Source organism: Pseudomonas sp. CGJS7 (assembly GCF_036961695.1).
The window spans coordinates 1-20634 of sequence record NZ_JBAMDI010000165.1; the positions used below are offsets into that span (position 1 = coordinate 1).

20 protein-coding genes are annotated in these 20634 nt (G+C 61.9%); 13 read left to right on the top strand and 7 right to left on the bottom strand.

Annotated elements, in window-relative coordinates:
* Positions 1 to 22: 22 nt before the first annotated feature.
* Together V7787_RS47225 and V7787_RS47230 are read right to left on the bottom strand one after the other, a co-directional pair.
* On the bottom strand, positions 23 to 919 hold the full coding sequence (locus tag V7787_RS47225) for a D-hexose-6-phosphate mutarotase (protein ID WP_064491877.1): 897 nt from the start codon (positions 917 to 919) through the stop codon (positions 23 to 25).
* A 71-nt stretch (positions 920 to 990) separates the two neighbouring features.
* Positions 991 to 1389: an acyl-CoA thioesterase gene (locus V7787_RS47230; RefSeq protein ID WP_003253317.1), complete on the bottom strand. Its 399-nt coding sequence runs from the start codon at positions 1387 to 1389 to the stop codon at positions 991 to 993.
* Between the two features lie 361 nt (positions 1390 to 1750).
* On the opposite strand from V7787_RS47230, the gene V7787_RS47235 reads away from it, so the two are divergent.
* The 8 genes from V7787_RS47235 (at position 1751) to V7787_RS47270 (ending at position 12264) form a co-directional block, all read left to right on the top strand.
* The gene (locus V7787_RS47235; RefSeq protein WP_014754877.1) at positions 1751 to 3040 is read left to right on the top strand and encodes an MFS transporter; all 1290 of its coding nucleotides are present in this window, start codon (positions 1751 to 1753) and stop codon (positions 3038 to 3040) included.
* Positions 3041 to 3276: 236 nt separating this feature from the next.
* Positions 3277 to 4275 (top strand): phosphate ABC transporter substrate-binding protein PstS, encoded by a 999-nt coding sequence (locus V7787_RS47240; RefSeq protein WP_010955820.1) that lies wholly within the window; start codon positions 3277 to 3279, stop codon positions 4273 to 4275.
* Between the two features lie 138 nt (positions 4276 to 4413).
* The gene (locus V7787_RS47245; RefSeq protein ID WP_064491878.1) at positions 4414 to 6702 is read left to right on the top strand and encodes an ABC transporter permease subunit; all 2289 of its coding nucleotides are present in this window, start codon (positions 4414 to 4416) and stop codon (positions 6700 to 6702) included.
* Positions 6703 to 6773: 71 nt separating this feature from the next.
* Positions 6774 to 8390 carry a phosphate ABC transporter permease PstA gene (gene pstA, locus V7787_RS47250; RefSeq protein ID WP_177410036.1) on the top strand — a complete coding sequence of 539 codons (1617 nt, stop codon included), beginning with the start codon at positions 6774 to 6776 and terminating at the stop codon, positions 8388 to 8390.
* Positions 8391 to 8462: 72 nt separating this feature from the next.
* Positions 8463 to 9296 carry a phosphate ABC transporter ATP-binding protein PstB gene (pstB, locus tag V7787_RS47255; protein ID WP_003253327.1) on the top strand — a complete coding sequence of 278 codons (834 nt, stop codon included), beginning with the start codon at positions 8463 to 8465 and terminating at the stop codon, positions 9294 to 9296.
* 101 nt (positions 9297 to 9397) lie between these two features.
* On the top strand, positions 9398 to 10168 hold the full coding sequence (gene phoU, locus V7787_RS47260) for a phosphate signaling complex protein PhoU (protein WP_003253329.1): 771 nt from the start codon (positions 9398 to 9400) through the stop codon (positions 10166 to 10168).
* Between the two features lie 162 nt (positions 10169 to 10330).
* Positions 10331 to 11221, top strand: coding sequence for a response regulator (locus V7787_RS47265; RefSeq protein ID WP_010955816.1), 891 nt, complete (start codon positions 10331 to 10333; stop codon positions 11219 to 11221).
* Between the two features lie 146 nt (positions 11222 to 11367).
* Positions 11368 to 12264: a peptidoglycan DD-metalloendopeptidase family protein gene (locus V7787_RS47270; protein WP_336094649.1), complete on the top strand. Its 897-nt coding sequence runs from the start codon at positions 11368 to 11370 to the stop codon at positions 12262 to 12264.
* 12 nt (positions 12265 to 12276) lie between these two features.
* Here the strand turns inward: V7787_RS47270 and V7787_RS47275 are convergent, their stop codons facing one another.
* From V7787_RS47275 to phoB, 3 genes are all read right to left on the bottom strand, one after another.
* Positions 12277 to 13617: a hemolysin family protein gene (locus V7787_RS47275; RefSeq protein ID WP_064491880.1), complete on the bottom strand. Its 1341-nt coding sequence runs from the start codon at positions 13615 to 13617 to the stop codon at positions 12277 to 12279.
* 173 nt (positions 13618 to 13790) lie between these two features.
* Positions 13791 to 15098: a phosphate regulon sensor histidine kinase PhoR gene (gene phoR, locus V7787_RS47280; RefSeq protein ID WP_064491881.1), complete on the bottom strand. Its 1308-nt coding sequence runs from the start codon at positions 15096 to 15098 to the stop codon at positions 13791 to 13793.
* A gap of 48 nt (positions 15099 to 15146) precedes the next feature.
* The gene (phoB, locus tag V7787_RS47285) at positions 15147 to 15836 is read right to left on the bottom strand and encodes a phosphate regulon transcriptional regulator PhoB (protein ID WP_003253341.1); all 690 of its coding nucleotides are present in this window, start codon (positions 15834 to 15836) and stop codon (positions 15147 to 15149) included.
* Between the two features lie 174 nt (positions 15837 to 16010).
* Here phoB and V7787_RS47290 point away from each other — a divergent pair, with 174 nt between their 5' ends.
* Positions 16011 to 16382: a COG4315 family predicted lipoprotein gene (locus V7787_RS47290; RefSeq protein WP_020190123.1), complete on the top strand. Its 372-nt coding sequence runs from the start codon at positions 16011 to 16013 to the stop codon at positions 16380 to 16382.
* Positions 16383 to 16502: 120 nt separating this feature from the next.
* Here V7787_RS47290 and ubiA read toward each other — a convergent pair whose 3' ends face one another.
* Together ubiA and V7787_RS47300 are read right to left on the bottom strand one after the other, a co-directional pair.
* Complete coding sequence (gene ubiA, locus V7787_RS47295) at positions 16503 to 17393, bottom strand: 4-hydroxybenzoate octaprenyltransferase (RefSeq protein ID WP_064491882.1); 891 nt, start codon at positions 17391 to 17393, stop codon at positions 16503 to 16505.
* Positions 17393 to 17950 carry a chorismate--pyruvate lyase family protein gene (locus V7787_RS47300; protein WP_064491883.1) on the bottom strand — a complete coding sequence of 186 codons (558 nt, stop codon included), beginning with the start codon at positions 17948 to 17950 and terminating at the stop codon, positions 17393 to 17395. The genes ubiA and V7787_RS47300 overlap by 1 nt, the downstream gene beginning before the upstream one ends.
* Positions 17951 to 18175: 225 nt before the next feature.
* Between V7787_RS47300 and V7787_RS47305 the strand changes: the two genes are divergently transcribed.
* The 4 genes from V7787_RS47305 to V7787_RS47320 all read left to right on the top strand — a co-directional run bounded on the left by V7787_RS47305 (position 18176) and on the right by V7787_RS47320 (position 20518).
* Positions 18176 to 18343: a rubredoxin gene (locus V7787_RS47305; protein WP_003253349.1), complete on the top strand. Its 168-nt coding sequence runs from the start codon at positions 18176 to 18178 to the stop codon at positions 18341 to 18343.
* 16 nt (positions 18344 to 18359) lie between these two features.
* Positions 18360 to 19508, top strand: a complete 1149-nt coding sequence (locus tag V7787_RS47310) for an NAD(P)/FAD-dependent oxidoreductase (protein ID WP_064491884.1) — start codon at positions 18360 to 18362, stop codon at positions 19506 to 19508.
* 187 nt (positions 19509 to 19695) lie between these two features.
* A complete protein-coding gene (locus V7787_RS47315) occupies positions 19696 to 19995 on the top strand; it encodes an HU family DNA-binding protein (protein ID WP_003253355.1) in 300 nt (99 codons plus the stop codon).
* A gap of 148 nt (positions 19996 to 20143) precedes the next feature.
* Positions 20144 to 20518 (top strand): SCP2 sterol-binding domain-containing protein, encoded by a 375-nt coding sequence (locus V7787_RS47320; protein ID WP_010955807.1) that lies wholly within the window; start codon positions 20144 to 20146, stop codon positions 20516 to 20518.
* Positions 20519 to 20634 lie beyond the last annotated feature (116 nt).

A 20634-nucleotide genomic window follows, 5' to 3' on the forward strand; every position in this document is an offset into this window, starting at 1 on the left:
GCCGGTAATAAAAGAGCAGGGCTCAGATATTTTCACAACCGATCTGGACGCCCAGCGAATGACTCGCCCCAGGCTTCAACTCCACCAGGTCATCCCACACATTCGCTGTCTCGATGCACAGCATCCGCTGCCATCCATCGTCAGCCATGTCCGCCAGCTCCTTGGCCCGCTCGGTCCACGGGTTCCAGATCACCGCCGAGCGCGAGCCGCTGCTGGTCAAGGTAATCCGCCGATTCCAATGCGGGTCGACGATGCTGAGGGTCTGCGGGGTGTTCAGGTAGATCCGGTCCGTCTCCCCGGCAAACGTCAGTGCCCCCTGCTGCTGGCGCTGTTCCCAGCCCGCCAGGGTTTCGATATAACCCAGCCCGTCGACGCTCTCGACCCGCGCCTGGCGCACATCGCTGACCGCGAAGTAGCTATGCAGGGCCTGGCTGATGGTCACGGGGGTATTGCCCATGTTGCGGCTGGTCAGGCTCAGTTTCAGGTCTGCGCCCATCTCCACCACCAGTTTCAGCTCGACATCATGGGGCCAACCGGGCAGGTCGCCCCGCGCTTCAGGCAGTTCGAACTCGATCCGCAGGGTTTCGCCCACTTCCTCGATACCCAGCAATTGCCAGTCACGCGTGCGCGCAAGCCCGTGGGCAGGCGCCGGTGTTCCCTGGTACATGGCCTGGACGGCTTGAGGGTTGCGCTGCAGGTTGCCAAACCATGGCCAGCACACCGGTACCCCGGCGCGTACCGACTTGCCCTGGCGGAAGATGGCCTGGTCGCTCAGCCACAGCAGCGGCGGTTCGCCTACCTGCTGGTAGCTGAGGACCTGTGCGCCCTGCTGGGCGATCAGGAGTTCGGCACGGTCACTGCTGATACGCCAGCAGTTGAGTTCGCCATGTTGCTCGGTTACGACCTGAAAGGTAGCCATTGCGTTCTTCTCATTGATTGCCAGTGGGCCTTGGACCCGGGCAGATGCAATGAGTTTACCGCCAGCGTGGCTCAGCGACGAGGCACCGAGCGGGTACGACCACTGCCGTCGATGGCGACGAAGACGAATACCGCTTCGGTGACCTTGCGCCATTCGCTGGACAGCGGGTCGTCGCTCCACACCTCGACCATCATCTGGATCGAGCTGCGGCCGATTTCCAGGGTCTGGGTATAGAAAGACAGCTGTGCGCCGACCGCGACGGGCACCAGGAAAGCCATGCGGTCGATGGCGACGGTGGCTACGCGGCCGCCGGCGACACGGCTGGCCATGGCCGTGCCTGCCAGGTCCATCTGCGCAACCAGCCAACCGCCGAAAATATCGCCAAACCCGTTGGTTTCTCGCGGCAATGCGGTGATTTGCAAGGCCAGGTCGCCTTGCGGGATTGGATCTTCTTGTTCGAGCTCAATCATGCGATGGGGCCTCTGACCCGTGACGCTTTTCGTTGGTGTGGCGCAAAGGCCGGGTAAACGATTCAGCTTGAAACATACTACGCCGATTTCGTTTCACTGGGCGGCCGTAGGGAAACTCTGCGAAACCGCCTGACAATAGTGACCGGCGTTTTCGCACAACATCCCACGTTAGGAGCAACATAATCCTACGAATTGCCAGTATATAGGGCATAACGGCCAGCGACGACCGCGCATTCACGAATATCTGTGTGGATTTTGTATCGCTTTCGGCGTAGCTCGGCAATTTGCTATCTTCGCCTGTCTCCAATCCAGAAGCCGCGCGCCAAGCGGCCTGCATGCCCTACAAAGAGAACAACGAGCGATGACTTCCGTGCCCAGCAGTATCGAGCAGCCCTCGCGGCCGCTGACCCGCAGCGACTACAAGACCCTCTCACTGTCCGCCCTGGGCGGTGCGCTGGAGTTCTACGATTTCATCATCTTCGTGTTCTTCGCCACGGTGGTGGGCAAGTTGTTCTTCCCGGCCGACATGCCCGAGTGGCTGCGGCTGATGCAAACGTTCGGCATCTTCGCCGCCGGCTACCTGGCGCGGCCGCTGGGCGGCATCATCATGGCCCATTTCGGCGACTTGCTCGGGCGCAAGAAGATGTTCACCCTGAGCATCTTCATGATGGCCCTGCCGACCCTGATCATGGGCCTGCTGCCGACGTATGCGCAGATCGGCATGTGGGCACCGATCCTGCTGTTGCTGATGCGCGTGATCCAGGGCGCGGCAATCGGCGGCGAAGTACCGGGCGCATGGGTGTTCGTCTCTGAACACGTGCCGGCTCGCAACACCGGCTATGCCTGCGGCACCCTGACCGCCGGCCTGACCGCCGGCATTCTGCTGGGCTCGCTGGTAGCGACCTTGATCAACAGCGTGTACAGCGCGGAAGAAGTGGCTGACTACGCCTGGCGTATCCCGTTCCTGCTTGGCGGTGTGTTCGGCCTGTTCTCGGTGTACCTGCGCCGCTGGCTGCACGAAACCCCGGTGTTCGCCGAAATGCAGCAACGCAAGGCACTGGCCGAGGAGTTGCCTCTGCGCGCCGTGCTGCGTGACCACCGTGGTCCGATCATCCTGTCGATGCTGCTGACCTGGATGCTTTCGGCCGGCATCGTGGTGGTCATCCTGATGACCCCGGCGCTGCTGCAGAGCTTCTACCACATCAGCCCGACCGACTCGCTCAAAGCCAACAGCCTGGCCATCGTGTTGCTCAGCTTCGGCTGTATTGGTGCCGGCAGCCTGGCCGACCGCTATGGTGCGGGCCGGGTGTTCGTTATCGGCAGCCTGCTTTTGCTGGCCAGCTCCTGGAGCTTCTACCACAGCCTGCCGACCCGCCCCGAGTTGCTGTTCCCACTGTATGCCGTGACCGGCCTGTGCGTGGGTGTGATTGGCGCGGTGCCTTATGTGATGGTCAAGGCATTCCCGGCGGTGGTCCGCTTTAGCGGGCTGTCGTTCTCGTACAACGTGGCCTACGCGATCTTTGGCGGGCTGACGCCGATGGTGGTGACCGCACTGCTGAAGGTGAGCCCGATGGCGCCTGCCTACTACGTGGCAGGCCTGTGCGCCGTCGGTCTGGCCGTGGGCCTGTACCTGCTCGCCAACAAGCGCTGATCTGCGCTTCGGCTACTGGCCTCTTCGCGGCTAAAGCCGCTCCTACAGGGTTTTGCACAAGCCTCAAGGCCGACACCAAACCTGTAGGAGCGGCTTTAGCCGCGAAGAGGCCAGACCTGCTTCCCGTGATGGCCTTTCATCCAATTGTCACAATGAAGTCATATCGTATTCATGCGGCCTGCCGATACTTGGGCCCGTTCCATCCAACACACCAATATTCCTGCTAGGAGCAAGGCATGAAACTGAAGCGTTTGATGGCGGCCCTTACCTTTGCCGCCGCTGGCGTTGCAACCGCCAACGCGGTAGCCGCTGTCGATCCTGCGATCCCGACCTACACCAAGACCACTGGTGTTTCGGGCAACCTCTCCAGCGTTGGTTCCGACACCCTCGCGAACCTCATGACTCTGTGGGCCGAGGCCTACAAGAAGGAATATCCGAACGTAAACATCCAGATCCAGGCTGCCGGCTCCTCTACCGCGCCACCCGCGCTGACCGAAGGCACCGCCAACCTCGGCCCGATGAGCCGCAAGATGAAGGACGTCGAGCTGCAAGCCTTCGAGCAGAAGTACGGCTACAAGCCGACCGCCATCCCGGTCGCCGTCGACGCCCTGGCCGTGTTCGTGCACAAGGACAACCCAATCAAGGGCCTGACCATGGCTCAGGTCGACGCCATCTTCTCCTCCACTCGCCTGTGCGGTGGCAAGGCCGACATCAAGACCTGGGGTGACGTCGGTGTGACGGGCGATCTGGCCAACAAGCCAATCCAGCTGTTCGGCCGCAATTCGGTATCGGGCACCTACGGCTACTTCAAGGAAGAAGCCCTGTGCAAAGGCGACTTCAAGCCTAACGTCAACGAACAGCCTGGCTCGGCTTCGGTCGTGCAGTCGATCAGCTCCTCGCTGAACGGCATCGGCTACTCGGGTATTGGTTACAAGACCGCCAGCGTCAAGACCGTACCCCTGGCCAAGAAAGAAGGCGGCGAGTTTGTTGAAGACAACGAAGCCAACGCCCTGAACGGCACCTACCCGCTGTCGCGCTTCCTGTACGTCTACGTCAACAAGGCGCCGAACAAGCCTCTGGCCCCGCTGGAAGCCGAGTTCGTCAAGCTGGTGCTGTCGCAAGCGGGCCAGCAGGTGGTGGTGAAGGATGGCTACATTCCGCTGCCGGCCAAAGTCGTCGACAAGACCCTGGCTGACCTGGGCCTGTCGCACACCGGTAACGTTGCAAAGAAGTAAGTAATTAAGAAGAGGCCGGTGCCACTGCCCGGTCTCTTCCACGAATTTCCAGTCCGAAGCCAGGTTCCCTGTGCGGCGGGCTTTCGCGCGTCACCACTTTGTAATGTTTTTGTCACACGGGACCGCTAGGGTGTGCGCATGAATGATCTGGCCAATTCCAACATGACCCAAAACTCCCAGCCCGTGCGCATTGATTTCAATACGCCCGAGTTGCAACGCAAGCGCCGCATGCGCGCGCTCAAGGACCGCCTGACCCGCTGGTATGTGCTGGTAGGCGGGCTTGCCGTATTGGCGGCAATCACGTTGATCTTCTTCTACCTGGCTTATGTGGTGCTGCCACTGTTCCAGGGCGCCGAGCTGACCAGCAAGAAAGCCCTGGAGCCGACCTGGCTGCAGCAGGATGCCGGTAAGCCACTGATGATCGCGCTTGAAGAGCAGAATCAGGTGGGGATGCGTGTTTCGGACAAGGGCCAGGCATTGTTCTTCGATACCAAGACCGGTAACGAACTCAAGCGTGTCGAGCTACCCGTGCCGGCAGACACCCAGGTCACGTCCATCAGTACTGACCAGCCGGGCAGCGCGCTGGTGGTGCTGGGCCTGTCCAATGGCCAGGCGCTGGTTTTCCAGCACACCTACAAGATCACCTACCCGGACAACAAGAAAACCATCACCCCTGGCATCGACTACCCTTACGGCGAGCAATCGTTCGTGCTCGACGAGCAAGGGCGTGCGCTGGACCACGTCAGCGTCAACGTCAATGGCGACACCCTGCTGCTGGCCGGCTCTACCGGTGCTCATCTGCAGGTGGTCGAGCTGACCCGCACGGAAAACATGATGACCGAAGAGGTCACCACCGAGCAGAACCGCATCGAACTGCCGCAAATGACCGAGACGGTGAAGAATATCTTCATCGACCCACGCCAGCACTGGCTGTACGTGATCAACGGCCGCGCCACGGCCGATGTGTTCAGCCTGCGCGACAAGAGCCTCAACGGTCGTTACAAGTTGTCTGATAGCGCCGACACCGAAATTACTGCCACGGCCCAGCTGGTTGGCGGCATTTCGCTGATCATCGGTGATTCCAAGGGGGGGCTGGCCCAGTGGTTCATGGCCCGTGACCCGGATGGCGAATCGCGCTTCAAGCAGATCCGTACCTTCCAGATGGGCAAGGCGCCGATCGTGCAGATCGACGCCGAAGAGCGCCGCAAGGGCTTCATCGCCCTGGACGCCGAAGGCAAACTGGGCGTGTTCCATAGCACTGCACACCGAACCCTGCTGGTAGAGCCGGCTGCCGAAGGCCCTGGTACGCTGGCCCTGTCGCCACGCGCCAACCGCATCATCATCGAAGAAGGCGGCAAGTTGTTGCCGTTGAGCCTGCGCAACCCGCACCCGGAAGTTTCGTTCAGCGCGCTGTGGGGCAAGGTGTGGTACGAGAACTACGACGAGCCGAAATACGTCTGGCAATCGACCGCGTCAAACACTGACTTCGAGCCCAAACTGAGCCTGTCGCCGCTGACCTTCGGAACCCTGAAGGCCGCGTTCTACGCCATGATCCTGGCCGCCCCGCTGGCCATTGCCGCAGCCATCTACACCGCCTACTTCATGGCCCCGCGCATGCGCCGCAAGGTCAAGCCGGTGATCGAGCTGATGGAAGCGATGCCGACGGTGATCCTCGGCTTCTTCGCCGGCCTGTTCCTGGCCCCGTACCTGGAAGGCCACCTGCCCGGTGTGTTCAGCCTGTTCCTGCTGATGCCGATCGGTATCCTGCTGGCTGGCTTTTTCTGGAGCCGGTTGCCGGAGTCGATCCGCCTGCGTGTACCGGATGGTTGGGAAGCGGCGATCCTGATTCCGGTCATCCTGTTCACTGGCTGGTTCGCCCTGACCATGAGCCCGCACCTGGAAAGCTGGTTCTTCGGCGGCGACATGCGCCTGTGGATCACCAACGATTTAGGCATCACCTACGACCAGCGCAACGCCCTGGTAGTCGGTATCGCCATGGGCTTCGCGGTCATCCCGAACATCTACTCGATTGCCGAAGATGCCGTGTTCAGTGTGCCGCGCAGTCTGACCCTGGGCTCGCTGGCACTGGGGGCGACGCCTTGGCAGACCCTGACCCGCGTGGTCATCCTCACCGCCAGCCCGGGCATCTTCTCGGCGTTGATGATCGGCATGGGCCGTGCGGTAGGCGAGACCATGATCGTGCTGATGGCTACCGGCAACACGCCGGTGATGGAGATGAACCTGTTCGAGGGCATGCGCACCCTGGCCGCCAACGTGGCTGTGGAAATGCCGGAATCGGAAGTCGGTGGCAGCCACTATCGCGTGCTGTTCCTGGCCGCCCTGGTGCTGCTGATGTTCACCTTCATCATGAATACCTTGGCCGAGCTGATTCGCCAGCGTCTGCGCAAGAAATACTCGTCGCTTTGATAGAAAGGTAGCGATCCGTGAAAAAGGATTCCCTCAAAGGCTGGTTCAAGAGCGGCGCCCCAGGCGTCTGGATGAGCGGCGGCGCGGTGGCCATGGCCGTGATCATGACCGTCGGCCTGCTGGCGGTGATCGCCGTGCGCGGCCTGGGCCACTTCTGGCCAGCCGATCTTGTCCAGGCCACCTACAAGGTGCCAGGCCAGGCCGATCACGTCGTCATTGGCGAAGTGGTGCAGAAGGAGGAAGTACCCCGAGCTCGTCTGAAGGGTGCTGGCCTGCCAGTGCCTGACCAGGGCCCGGAGTTCATGACCCGCGAGCTGATCAAGGTGGGTAACCGCGACCTCTACGGCAGCGACTTTACCTGGGTGGTCGGCGACTGGCTGGTCGACGAACAGCGCCCGGCTGACCTGATGGCCCTTGAGCGCCGCGAGTGGGGCAACTTCTATGGCTACCTGGTCAGCGTCAAGGAACAAGGCCGCGTGGTTGCCGAAGGCCCCGCTGCCTGGAACGAACTGCAGGCCCGCCTCAAGCGTGCCAACCAGCTCAACAGCGAGCTGCAGCAGCTGGAGAAAAAGGACATCGGTGCCATCAACCATGGCCTTGAGCGCCTGCGCTTGCAAGCGCGCAAGCTGGAGCTGGACGGCAAGCTGGACGCCGCCGCCCAGGCCGACATGGACGCCGACCGTGCCGAACTCAACAGCCGCTACAAGGCTATCGAAGACCGCCTGACCGGCCTGCACCAGGCGTTCTCCCGCGACAGCCTGGTGGCCCGGGATGGCAACGGCCGTGAAGTGGAAATCAACCTGAGCAAGGTGGTGCATGCCGTTCAGCCGAACGGCATGTCGGCGCTCACCAAGTTGGGCACCTACTTCGGCAAGGTCTGGGAGTTCCTCAGCGACGACCCGCGTGAAGCCAACACCGAGGGCGGTATCTTCCCGGCCATCTTCGGTACCGTCATGATGACCCTGATCATGGCCGTGATCGTTACCCCGTTCGGCGTGCTGGCTGCCGTGTACCTGCGTGAATACGCCAGGCAGGGCCCGGTCACCCGGCTTATCCGCATTGCGGTGAACAACCTGGCCGGTGTTCCTGCGATCGTCTACGGTGTGTTCGGTCTGGGCTTCTTCGTCTATGTGCTGGGCGGCTCGATCGACCGCCTGTTCTTCCCCGAAGCGCTGCCGGCGCCGACCCTGGGTACCCCGGGCCTGCTGTGGGCATCGCTGACCCTGGCATTGCTGGCGGTGCCGGTGGTGATCGTGGCCACCGAAGAAGGCCTGGCGCGAATCCCGCGCACCGTGCGTGAAGGCTCGCTGGCGTTGGGCGCAACCAAGGCCGAGACCCTGTGGAAAATCGTCCTGCCCATGGCCAGCCCGGCCATGATGACCGGCATGATCCTCGCCGTGGCCCGTGCCGCCGGCGAAGTCGCGCCGCTGATGCTGGTAGGTGTGGTGAAGCTGGCGCCGTCGCTGCCGGTGGATGGAAACTACCCGTACCTGCACCTGGACCAGAAGATCATGCACCTGGGCTTCCACATCTATGACGTCGGCTTCCAGAGCCCGAACGTCGAAGCTGCGCGGCCGCTGGTATATGCCACTGCGCTGCTGCTGGTGCTGGTGATCGCGACCCTCAACCTCTCTGCCGTGTGGATTCGCAACCACCTGCGCGAGAAGTACAAGGCGCTGGACGGCTGACCCTGATTACAAGCGTGCCGCCCGTAAGCCGGGCGGCCCTTTGAAACGACTTGATAGCGTATGGAGTTGACCATGCAGCAAGATTCCCACACCCATGGCATCGACATGTCTGCCCTGGGCCGCAACAAGCAAAGCCTGCGAATGGCTGAAGAAACCGTGGCCATCGAAGTGCCGGGCCTGAGCCTGTTCTATGGCGACAAGCAAGCGCTGTTCGACGTGCAGATGAACATCCCGAAGCAGCGTGTGACCGCCTTCATCGGCCCATCCGGCTGCGGCAAGTCGACCCTGCTGCGCACCTTCAACCGGATGAACGACCTGGTTGACGGTTGCCGTGTGGAAGGTGCCATCAACCTGTACGGCAACAATATCTACCGCAAGGGCGAAGACGTTGCCGAACTGCGCCGGCGTGTGGGCATGGTGTTCCAGAAGCCGAACCCGTTCCCCAAGACCATCTACGAGAACGTGGTCTACGGCCTGCGCATCCAGGGCATCAACAAGAAGCGCGTGCTCGATGAAGCCGTCGAGTGGGCGTTGAAGGGCGCGGCCTTGTGGGATGAGGTCAAGGACCGCCTGCACGAGTCGGCGCTGGGCCTGTCCGGTGGCCAGCAGCAGCGTCTGGTCATCGCCCGCACCATTGCCGTTGAACCGGAGGTGCTGCTGCTTGACGAACCCTGCTCGGCGCTGGACCCGATCTCGACCTTGAAGGTCGAAGAACTGATCTATGAATTGAAATCCAAGTACACCATCGTCATCGTGACCCACAACATGCAGCAAGCGGCGCGTGTTTCGGATTACACCGCGTTCATGTACATGGGCAAACTGGTCGAATTCGGTGATACCGATACCCTGTTCACCAACCCGGCGAAGAAGCAGACGGAAGACTACATCACCGGTCGCTACGGCTAAGCGCCGCTCGCGAAACAGGCACCTCGGTGTCTGGCACCGGCGTTGCCGGTGTTCGCGGGTGAACCCGCTCCTACAGGGCCGCGCTACCAAAGGACAAAACGATGATCAACAAAGAAAGCCTTACCCATCACATTTCCCAGCAGTTCAACGCCGAGCTCGAAGAGGTGCGCAGCCACCTGCTGGCCATGGGCGGGCTGGTGGAAAAGCAGGTCAACGACGCGGTTACCGCGCTGATCGAAGCCGACTCTGGTCTGGCCCAGCAGGTGCGCGAGGTTGACGAGCAGATCAACCAGATGGAGCGCAACATCGACGAGGAGTGCTTGCGCATCCTCGCCCGCCGCCAGCCAGCGGCCTCGGACCTGCGCCTGATCATCAGCATTTCCAAGTCGGTGATCGACCTGGAACGCATCGGTGACGAGTCGACCAAGATCGCCCGCCGCGCCATCCAGCTGTGCGAAGAGGGCGAGTCGCCGCGTGGTTATGTCGAGGTTCGCCACATTGGCGACCAGGTGCGCAACATGGTCCGGGATGCGCTGGATGCCTTTGCCCGCTTCGACGCCGACCTGGCGCTGTCGGTGGCCCAGTACGACAAGACCATCGACCGCGAATACAAGACCGCGCTGCGTGAGCTGGTGACCTACATGATGGAAGACCCGCGCTCTATCTCGCGGGTGCTGAGCGTGATCTGGGTGCTGCGCTCGCTGGAGCGTATTGGCGACCATGCGCGCAACATCTCCGAACTGGTGATCTACCTGGTGCGCGGCACCGACGTGCGCCACATGGGCCTCAAGCGCATGACGGCAGAAGTGCAGGGCACTGCTGTCGCCAACGGCGAAAAGGCTAATGTTCCGGGTGAATCTGACGATAAGTAAGGTTGCTCCCGAGCATCGACGCCCGGCCTTGGCCGGGCGTTTTCGTTTGCGGTCGAGAGCCGGCAGGCACCCGCGAACGATGTGAAGAAGTCCCGGCGTGACCAGGTTGTAGCAAGTGGCCATCATTGGCAGTAGGCTAGTCGGGATTCAAAAGGAGTATCGATGAGTAAAGTGAATGTGCTGGTCGTGGATGACGCCCCGTTTATCCGTGATCTGGTCCGCAAGTGTCTGCGTAATGCCTTCCCGGGTATGGCCATCGACGACGCTATCAACGGTCGCAAGGCCATGGCCATGCTCGGCAAGGAAGCGTTCGACCTGGTCCTGTGCGACTGGGAAATGCCGGAAATGTCTGGCTTGGAATTGCTGACCTGGTGCCGTCAGCAGCCTGCACTGAAGAACCTGCAGTTCATCATGGTGACCAGCCGTGGCGACAAGGAGAACGTCATTCAGGCGATCCAGGCGGGTGTTTCCGATTTTGTAGGCAAGCCGTTCACCAACGAACAACTGCTGACCAAGGTAAAGAAAGCCCTGACCAAGATCGGTAAGCTCGACAGCCTGATGGCCATCGGCCCGGCGCGAGCCAACCCGGCGTTTGCCAACGACTCGTTGAACGCGCTGACTGCGGGCAAGCCCGAAGCGGTCAAGGTGGCGGCGCCGACACCGGCACCGGCCAAGCCTTTGGTCGCGGCGCCCGCACCTGCCGCCCCCGCGCCGAGCGGCCGTGGCCAGGGCCAGCTGCGCCTGGCCAGTGGCATGCAGCCATGCGTGATCAAGGCGTTGAGCCTGAAAGAGGCACTGCTGGTGGTACGCCGCAGCGAAGCGCTGCCACAGGTGCTGGAAGGTGCGGTGCTGGACCTGGAGCAGGGCGAAAGTGCCGAAGTCGCTCGCCTGAACGGCTACCTGCATGCTGTCGCGGCGCTGGAGCCAAAACCTGACAGTGACTGGTTGCAGTTGACGTTCAAGTTTGTCGACCAGGATGCCCAGAAGCTCGACTACCTGTCTCGGTTGATTGCCCGCGGCACAGCGCAGAAGCACTTCACCCCCGGTGCCTGACCCCGGCCCCGCGCCATGCTTTGGGCAGGAGCAGCACAAGGCTGCTTCTGCCCAAGCCCGAGTTGCCCCATCCGACCAACTGCAATACCTACCGTAAAACCCGCTGCTAGGCTTCGACAGATCATAACTGTCAAAAAGCCACTATCATGCCCGCGCGCCTGCTGCTGTTCTGTGCATTGCTCATGGCCTCAGCGTCGAGCCAGGGCGTGACCCTCTACAAGATCACCGACGATTCCGGTGTCATCTCCTATTCCGATCGACCTGGCCCCGGCGCCAAGCCCTTGGTGTTGCTCGAGCCCATGGTCGAAACGCTCGAAGGCCAGGTACTGCTGAACGCGAAAACCTTCGACGGTGGCGTGAGCTTTTCGGCACGAAACGAGCTGCATGTGCCGGTAGAGGTAGAGTTGCGGCTGGACAACCTGGTCAACGCACAAGGCGGCGATGCCCCGCGCATCGTGCGCCGGCTGCTGCCGCCGCGCACCACGCAGATGCTAAGTGTGCTCAGGGGGCGGCCCGGGCTGCTGCTGAACTACCGTTCGACCCTGCTGCAGGCCATGGGTGACCCGGGTAAACGGCCCCAGGGCTTCCGCTATGCGTTCCCGTGGATTGGCGGGCCGTTCCGCGTCACTCAGGGCCCCAATGGCCGCGTCAGCCATTTTGGACCCAAAGGGCGCTACGCCATGGATATCGCCATGCCCGAAGGCACGCCCATCATCGCAGCGCGGGAAGGGGTGGTGGTGAAGACGCAGAACAGCCAGAGCGGGCGCGGCCCCAACCCCTCGGGTAACTTTGTCAGGATTTTGCACCCGGATGGCACCATGGGCGTATACCTTCACCTGATGCGTGGTTCGGTGGTGGTGGCGGAGGGGCAACGGGTACGGCAGGGCCAGATGCTGGCCAAGTCGGGAAATACCGGCAACAGCACTGGGCCGCACCTGCATTTTGTGGTGCAGCGCAATGTGGGGTTGGCGCTGGAATCGATACCTTACCGCTTCGACAGACCGATCAGCGGATTGTCGGATTTCACTGCCGGCAACCCCTGACCGATTTGGCCATCAATCCAGCTTCAGCACTTTGGCCAGGACGATCTTGGGCCCTTTCATCTTCTTGATGATGATGCGCAGCCCTTCGACCTCCAGCACTTCCTCTTCTTCAGGCACGCGCTTGAGCGTCTCGTAGATCAACCCGGCCAGGGTTTCGGCCTCGATGTGGTCAAGGTCGATACCCAGCAGGCGCTCGACCTTGAACAGTGGGGTGTCGCCACGCACCAGCAGCTTGCCCGGCTGGTAGGCGAGAATGCCACGCTCGGTCTTGCGGTGCTCGTCCTGGATGTCGCCTACCAGCACTTCCAGCACGTCTTCCATGGTCAGGTAGCCGATCACCTTGCCATCGGCTTCCTCGACCAGCACGAAGTGCGCGCCGCCCTTACGGAACTGCTCCAGCAACTGTGCCAGCGGCATGTGCCGCGACACGCGTTCGAGTGGCCGGGCAAGGTCCTCCAGGTCGATGGTCTCTGGCAAGTGCTCCAGCTCAGCCAGCTCCAGCAGCAGGTCCTTGATGTGCAGCAGGCCGGTGAATTCTTCGCGCTCGGCGTCGTACACCGGGTAGCGGCTGAACTTGTGGCGGCGCACCAGGCCCAGGATCTGCTTCAGAGGCGCATGGGCGTCGATGCTGATCATGTCCTCACGCGAGTTGGCCCAGTCGACCACTTCCAGCTCGCCCATTTCCACGGCCGAGGCCAGCACGCGCATGCCTTGGTCGCTTGGGTCCTGACCACGGCTGGAGTGCAGGATCAGCTTGAGTTCTTCGCGGCTGTAGTGGTGCTCGTGGTGCGGGCCAGGCTCGCCCTGGCCAGCAATGCGCAGGATGGTGTTGGCGCTGGCATTGAGCAGGTAGATGGCCGGGTACATCGCCCAGTAGAACAGGTAAAGCGGCACGGCGGTCCAAAGCGACAGCAGCTCTGGCTTGCGGATAGCCCAGGACTTGGGGGCCAGCTCGCCGACGACGATGTGCAGGTACGAGATGACGAAGAAGGCGACGAAGAACGAGATCGCCTTGACCAGCTCGGCGCTGTCCACGCCGAAATAGGCCAGCAATGGTTCCAGCAGGTGGGCGAAGGCGGGCTCACCCACCCAGCCCAGGCCCAGCGAGGCGAGGGTAATGCCCAATTGGCATGCCGACAGGTAGGCGTCGAGCTGGTTGTGAACCTTGCGCAGGATGTTGCCACGCCAGCCGTGCTTTTCGGCGATGGCCTCTACGCGTGTAGCGCGCAGCTTGACCATGGCGAACTCCGCAGCAACGAAGAAGCCGTTGAGCAGCACCAGCAGGAAGGCAAAGATGATCATGCCGAAGTCGGCGAATAACGAGGTGAGGCTAATACCAGAGGAAGGGTCCATGATGGAGTTTTTACGGGGTCCGTCTTTGAGATAGAGAGAAAAAAAGTGCCAGCTTTTGCTGGCACAGGGGATCCAATGTAGCGGCTGGGGCCGTAAAAGCAAAGGGCAGCGGACTCATGGCAGTCCCTGTGGGAGCAGGCATGCCCGCGAAGGCCCGCGCAGCAGCCCCAATCTCAAGCCTTTTCGTTGGCCAATTGTGCTGGCGGAAAGTGACAGGTAAAGGTGCTGCCATGCCCCGGTACACTGCTGATTTCCAGCTTGCCGCGGTGGCGCATCAGCACATGCTTGACGATTGCCAGCCCCAGCCCGGTACCGCCGGTATTCGAAGCACGGCTGGAGTCTACCCGGTAGAAGCGCTCGGTCAGGCGTGGCAAGTGCTTGGCATCGATGCCCACCCCCGAGTCCTGCACCGACAGGTGTGCGCCCTGGGCATCGACCCACCAGCGGATGCGGATGTTGCCTTCGTCCTGGGTGTACTTGACCGCATTGAACACCAGATTGGAAAAGGCACTGCGCAGTTCCGACTCGCTGCCCTTCAGCTTGACGCCAGGCGCCGCTTCCAGGCTGATGCGCTGGTTGCGCGGCCCGGACAAGGCCTGGGCGTCGTTCTTGATGGCGGCGAGCAGGGCATCGACTGCCACCGGCTGGTTGTCCGATGGGTAATCGGTGGCTTCCAGTTTGGCCAGCAGCAACAAATCGTTGAGCAGGGTTTGCATGCGCGAGCCTTGCTGGCTCATCTGCTGCAGGGCGCGGCTCCACCGCGGGTTCACGTCCTCGACGTTGTCCAGCAGGGTTTCCAGGTAGCCGGTGATTACCGTCAGCGGCGTGCGCAGCTCGTGGGACACGTTGGCGACGAAGTCCTTGCGCATCTGTTCCAGCTGGTGAATGCGGGTGACATCGCGCACCAGCATCAGGTGTTCATTGTTGCCGTAGCGGGTGATGTGCAACTGCACTCGCATGCGGTCATTGATCGGCGAAGGGATTTCCAGCGGTTCGAGGTAGTTTTCTGCCTCGAAGTACTCTTTGAAGAGCGGGTGGCGCACCAGATTGGTCACTTGCTGGCCGCCGTCCTGTGGGGTCTTGAAGCCCAGCAGAGTCTCGGCGGCGCGGTTCCACCATTCCAGGTTGCCGTCGCTGTCGAGCATGATCACCGCGTCACGCAGCGCAGCGGTGGACTCCTGCACCCGGTCGATCACTGCCTGCAGGCGGCCCCGTACGCGCTGGTCGCGGCGTTGCAGGTGGTAGATGCTATCGAATACCTCGCCCCACAGGCCGTAGCCATCGGGCGGTGCTTCGTCGGGTTGGTGATTGCGCAGCCAGTCGTGCAAGCGTAGCAGTTGCTTGAGGGTCCAGCCCAGATAGAGCGCCAGGCCAATGGCCAGGCTCCAGCCGTAGTAGCCGCTGACCAGCCCGCCGATCAGGGAGACGGTAATCAGCAACAGCAGATGGCGAATCAGGGTTGCGTGCCAGTTCTGGTTCAATTGACGGTCCTTGTACAACGACGTGCAGCTTGGCGCTCGGGAACTCGATCAGCTCTTGGTCGAGAAACGGTAGCCAGTGCCCCGGACGGTTTGTACCAGATTCTCGTAAGCTTCACCCAATGCCTTGCGCAGGCGACGGATGTGCACGTCGACGGTACGTTCCTCGACGTAGACGTTGCCGCCCCACACCTGGTCCAGCAGTTGGCCGCGAGTATAGGCGCGCTCCTGGTGGGTCATGAAAAATTGCAGCAGGCGGTATTCGGTAGGGCCCATCTCGGCCGGCTTGCCGTCGATGGTCACACGGTGGCTGATCGGGTCGAGCAGCAGGCCGCCGACCTCGATCGGCGCCTCGCTGTCGCTCGGGCCAGTGCGGCGCAGCACGGCTTTCAGTCGCGCTACCAGTTCACGCGGCGAGAACGGCTTGGTGATGTAGTCGTCGGCGCCCACTTCCAGGCCCTGGATCTTGTTGTCTTCTTCACCCTTGGCGGTGAGCATGATGATCGGAATATCACCGGTCAGCTCGTCGCGCTTCAGGCGGCGGGCCAGCTCGATGCCGGAGGTGCCCGGCAGCATCCAGTCGAGCAGGATCAGGTCCGGTTTGCGGTCGACGATGATCGCGTGGGCCTGTTGGGAGTTTTCCGCTTCCAGGCAGTCATAGCCGGCCATTTCCAGGGCAACGGCGATCATCTCGCGAATGGGCGCTTCGTCGTCGACGATCAGAATGTTCCTGCCTACCATGCTCAAAACCTCTCCTGGATTCGGTGTCTTGGCCCGCATTAGATAACGGAATTATTGCAGCTGTGTGACAGGGTGTTGGCCGTTCTGGCGACATTCCGTGACTGAACTAGGCTACAGAGGGCCGCTTTGATGGCAACCCGAACTCATTTCCCCCCCGAAACAATGGTGAATCCAATGACACGACATACGCTGAGCTGGATGGCCCTTTTCACTGCGTTGGCGCTCCCGGGGGTGGCGTTGGCCCACCATGCCATGGAGAAGGATGGCATGTGGGTCGATCATGCCGGCATGACCCTGTACACCTTTGACAAGGATGCGGGTGGCAAGTCGATGTGCAATGGCGAGTGCGCCAAGAACTGGCCACCGTTGATGGTCAAGAAAGAAGACGAAGCACCGAAGGATAAATGGACCCATGTAACGCGTGACGACGGTTCGATGCAGTGGGCTTACGACGGCAAGCCGCTGTATACCTTCATCAAGGACAAGAAGGCCGGTGACATGACCGGTGACGGCATGAAAGACGTCTGGCACGTTGCCAAGCCTTGAGATAGCCGGGGCCGCTGTGCGGCCCATCGCGACACAAGGCCGCTCCCACATGGTTCGACGTACGCCGATCAATGTGTGCGGCCTTGTGTCGCGATGGGCTGCGCAGCAGCCCCAAACTACTCAGCGCAACGCGTAATCCAGCACCACCCCGATAAACACCAGCATCCCCGCCCAGTGGTTGTGCAGAAACGCCTTGAAGCACGATTCCCGGTCCAGCTTGCGCGTTGACCAGTATTCCCAGGCAAAGCAAGCCGCCGCACCCAGCAACCCAAGGTGGAACCAGCCACCCAGGTCGAAGCGGCTACCGGCCAGCAACAGGCAGCCCAGCGACAGCAACTGCAGGGTCAGGATGATGCTGCGATCAGCGTCGCCGAACAGGATCGCAGTGGATTTCACACCAATTTTCAGGTCGTCATCGCGGTCGACCATGGCGTAATAGGTGTCATAACCCACCGTCCACAGCAGGTTGGCGATATACAGCAGCCAGGCGCCGGCCGGCAACTCACCGCCAGCGGCTGTGAAAGCCATGGGAATGCCCCACGAATACGCCGCCCCCAGCACCACCTGCGGGTAGTAGGTGTAGCGCTTCATGAACGGGTAGCAGAACGCCAAGGCCACCGCCCCGAACGACAGCCAGACGGTGCGGTTGTTGGTGCACAGCACCAGCAGGAAACTCACCCCGACCAGAATCGCGAACAGTGTCAGCGCCTCGCGTGGCCGCACCCGGCCACTGGCCAGGGGGCGGTCGGCGGTCCGCTTGACGTGGCCGTCAACCTTGCGGTCGGCAAAGTCGTTGATGCAGCAGCCGGCCGCGCGCATCAGCACCACACCAAGGCCGAAGATGAGCACATTGGCCAGGGTGGGTGACCCATTGCCGGCAATCCACACTGCCGACAGGGTCGGCCACAACAGCAGGTAGATGCCTATCGGCCGGTCCATACGGCTGAGCTGGACGAAGTCCCAGGCCCGTGGATGCAGGCGGTTGAGCGACTTGAGCAGTTGCAGGTACATCAGCGGATTTCCTCCTTGGCCGCTTGCCACAATGCCGGCAGAAACACTTCTGCCACCAGCAGGTCCAGACCGTTGCGCTCGAAGCGCGAGCGGCGGCCCCAAAGCGCCGCATGTGCAGCTTCGGACGGCAGCCAGGCCTGTGGATAAGTGCACACTTCGAGTGGATGACGGATGAACGCCTGGTCGCAGAACAGCAGCTCGCCCAGCGAGCGGCTGCCCAAGGTTTCCAGGTCCAGGCCACCACGTTCCAGGGCGCTGCGGCTGGCCACGCTGCGGGCGAATACCCAAGGTTGGCCATGGCCGCGCAGATACACTTCGCGCACCCAGCCTTCGGCGCCGGCAGCGATGCCCAGCGCCTGGCATTCGTCATCGCGCAGCGGCTGCCAGCCCTCGAACAACGGGGTGACGGAAAAGTGATCGATGGACAGACGGGTCAGGCGGCGGGTCAGCGAGCCCTCGTCGAACAGCCAGTCAAGGGTGGGCTGGTCGATGTCGGTCGCCAGCTGTGAATACGGCAGCCACGCGACAGCGGCTGCTTGCGGGGATTCGTACGACACGTCGATATGCTTTGTTACAGCCAGAGAGGCGGCGAGCTTAGCATGATTGCCCCAACTGCTTGCATACTGCCGGCAGGGCCGCTACAAAGCCCCCACGCATTGCGCGCTGGCCCTGTTCGCGGGCAAGCCCGCCAGGCCTGCGCGGTCACTGTAGGCGCGGGCTTGCCCGCCAAGATGCCATCAGCCGCAACACAAGCCCCAGCCTGAACCGAGGAAATAGACCTGATGAAAAAGTGGCAATGTATTGTCTGTGGCCTGATCTACGACGAAGCCGAAGGCTGGCCCGACGACGGCATCGCCCCCGGCACCCGTTGGGAGGATGTGCCTGAAGACTGGCTGTGCCCCGACTGCGGTGTCGGCAAAAGCGACTTTGAAATGATCTCCATCGGTTAATCGAGGAAAGCACGACATGACGTCCCCTGTGGTAATCATCGGTACCGGCCTTGCGGGCTACAACCTGGCCCGTGAATTTCGCAAGCTCGATGCGCAGACGCCGCTGTTGCTGATCACCGCCGACGATGGTCGTTCGTACTCCAAGCCGATGCTTTCCATGGGCTTTGCCAAGCAGAAGGACGCCGACGGCCTGTGCATGGCCGAGGCGGGCGCCATGGCCGAGCAATTGAACGCCGAGATCCGTACCCATACCCGCATCAGCGGCATCGACCCGGGCCACAAGCGGCTGTGGATCGGCGAAGAGGCCGTGGAATACCGCGACCTGGTGCTGGCCTGGGGGGCGCAGACCGTGCAGGTGCCGATCGAGGGTGACGGCGGCAATCTGGTATTCCCGATCAACGACCTGGAAGACTACGCACGCTTCCGTGCTGCCGCCGCTGGCAAGCAGCGAGTCCTGATCCTCGGCGCCGGCCTGATCGGCTGCGAATTCGCAAACGACATGAGCCTGGGCGGCTTCAAGGTCGACGTTGTGGCGCCGTGCGAACAGATCATGCCGACCCTGCTGCACCCGGCCGCTGCGGCGGCTGTGCAGGGTGGGCTGGAGGGCTTGGGTGTACGCTTCCACCTGGGGCCGGTGCTGACCCGTCTTCAGCAGGTGACTCAAGGCCTGGAGGCGCACCTGTCGGATGGCAGCGTGATTGCCTGCGACCTGGTCGTTTCGGCCATCGGCCTGCGCCCACGTACCGACCTGGCTGCCGCAGCTGGGCTGCAGACCAATCGAGGTGTAAGCGTAGACCGCGAGCTACGTACATCACACGCCAACATCTTCGCCCTTGGCGACTGTGCCGAAGTCGATGGCATCAACCTGCTGTACGTGATGCCGCTGATGAGCTGTGCCCGGGCGCTGGCGCAAACTCTGGCCGGCAAGCCGACGGCAGTTTCCTACGGGCCGATGCCTATCACCGTGAAAACCCCGGCCTGTCCCCTGGTCGTCTCGCCAGCGCCACAGGGTTGCGAAGGCACCTGGCAGGTAGAGGGGCAGGGCAGTGACCTCAAGGTGCTCTGCCTTGATGCCGACGGCAAGTTGCTGGGCTACGCCCTGACCGGAGCGGCGGTGATGGAGAAGCTGGCGCTGAATCGTCAGTTGCCACCGGTTATGGCGTAAATAGCGCGCGTTCTGTCGGATTTATCCTGTTGTTGCCTGCACAATGGCCGCCCAGATACTGGCGCGGCCCCTGAGCTCGTGCCATTCTCACTCCCGTCTGCCGCAGATTAGAGCCTGCGGTGCCTTGAGCGCTGCTCCCAGAGGCAGCACGGCATAACAACAAGAATTCCGTCAAAGAGGCTTCACTATGCGCAAACCAGAACTCGCCGCCGTCATCGCCGATAAGGCTGATCTGACCAAGGAAAAGGCCAATCAGGTTTTGAACGCGATTCTCGACAGCATCACCGGTGCCCTGGACAAGGACACTGTGACCCTGGTCGGTTTCGGCACCTTCGAAAAACGTCATCGCGGTGCGCGTACCGGCAAGAACCCGCAAACTGGGGAACCGGTCAAGATCAAGGCCAGCAATACAGTGGCCTTCAAGCCTGGCAAGAACCTGCGTGACAGCGTTAACGCCCCCGCCAAGCCAGCCAAGAAAGGCAAGTGATCGCTCTCTGACAACCCCAGTGTCGGCCAAGCGGGCGCCCCAAGGCGCCCGTTGTGCTTTCTGCAGGCAAAATGTCTCGAACTTGCATAAATAGTTCTGGAAAAGGATAAACTGCGCGCCTTAGTCACTTTTCATTCGAGGCGCGTTGATGAAGTTCCGTTTTCTTCTCTGGGCCATGGGGCTGTTGATGGCCAGGGCCAGCCGTAATAACCCCGCATTCCAGCAGCAGCTCAAGGGCAAGGACCTGGTGTTCCAGATGCAGACCCTGGACGGCAAGGTCGCCCGGCACTTCATCGTCAACAACGAGCGCATCAGCAGCAAGGGCGGCGCGCACCCACAGCCGGCATTCGCCATTGCCTTCAAGGACGCCGCCTATGGCTTCGCCACCATGCAGGCGGGTAACAAGCAGCTGGCGTTCATGCAGGGGATTCAGGACAAGCACATCCAGATCAAGGGCAACCCGGCGCTGGTGATGTGGTTCCAGGGGTTGATGAAATACCTGAAACCGAAGAAGAAAGGCTGAAACCCAACGGGGATGCCGATGCTTTACCTGTGGGAGCGGGCGTGCCCGCGAAACAAGCGACGCAGTGCATGGCACCGGCTTCGCCGGTGTTCGCGGGCAAGCCCGCTCCCACAGGG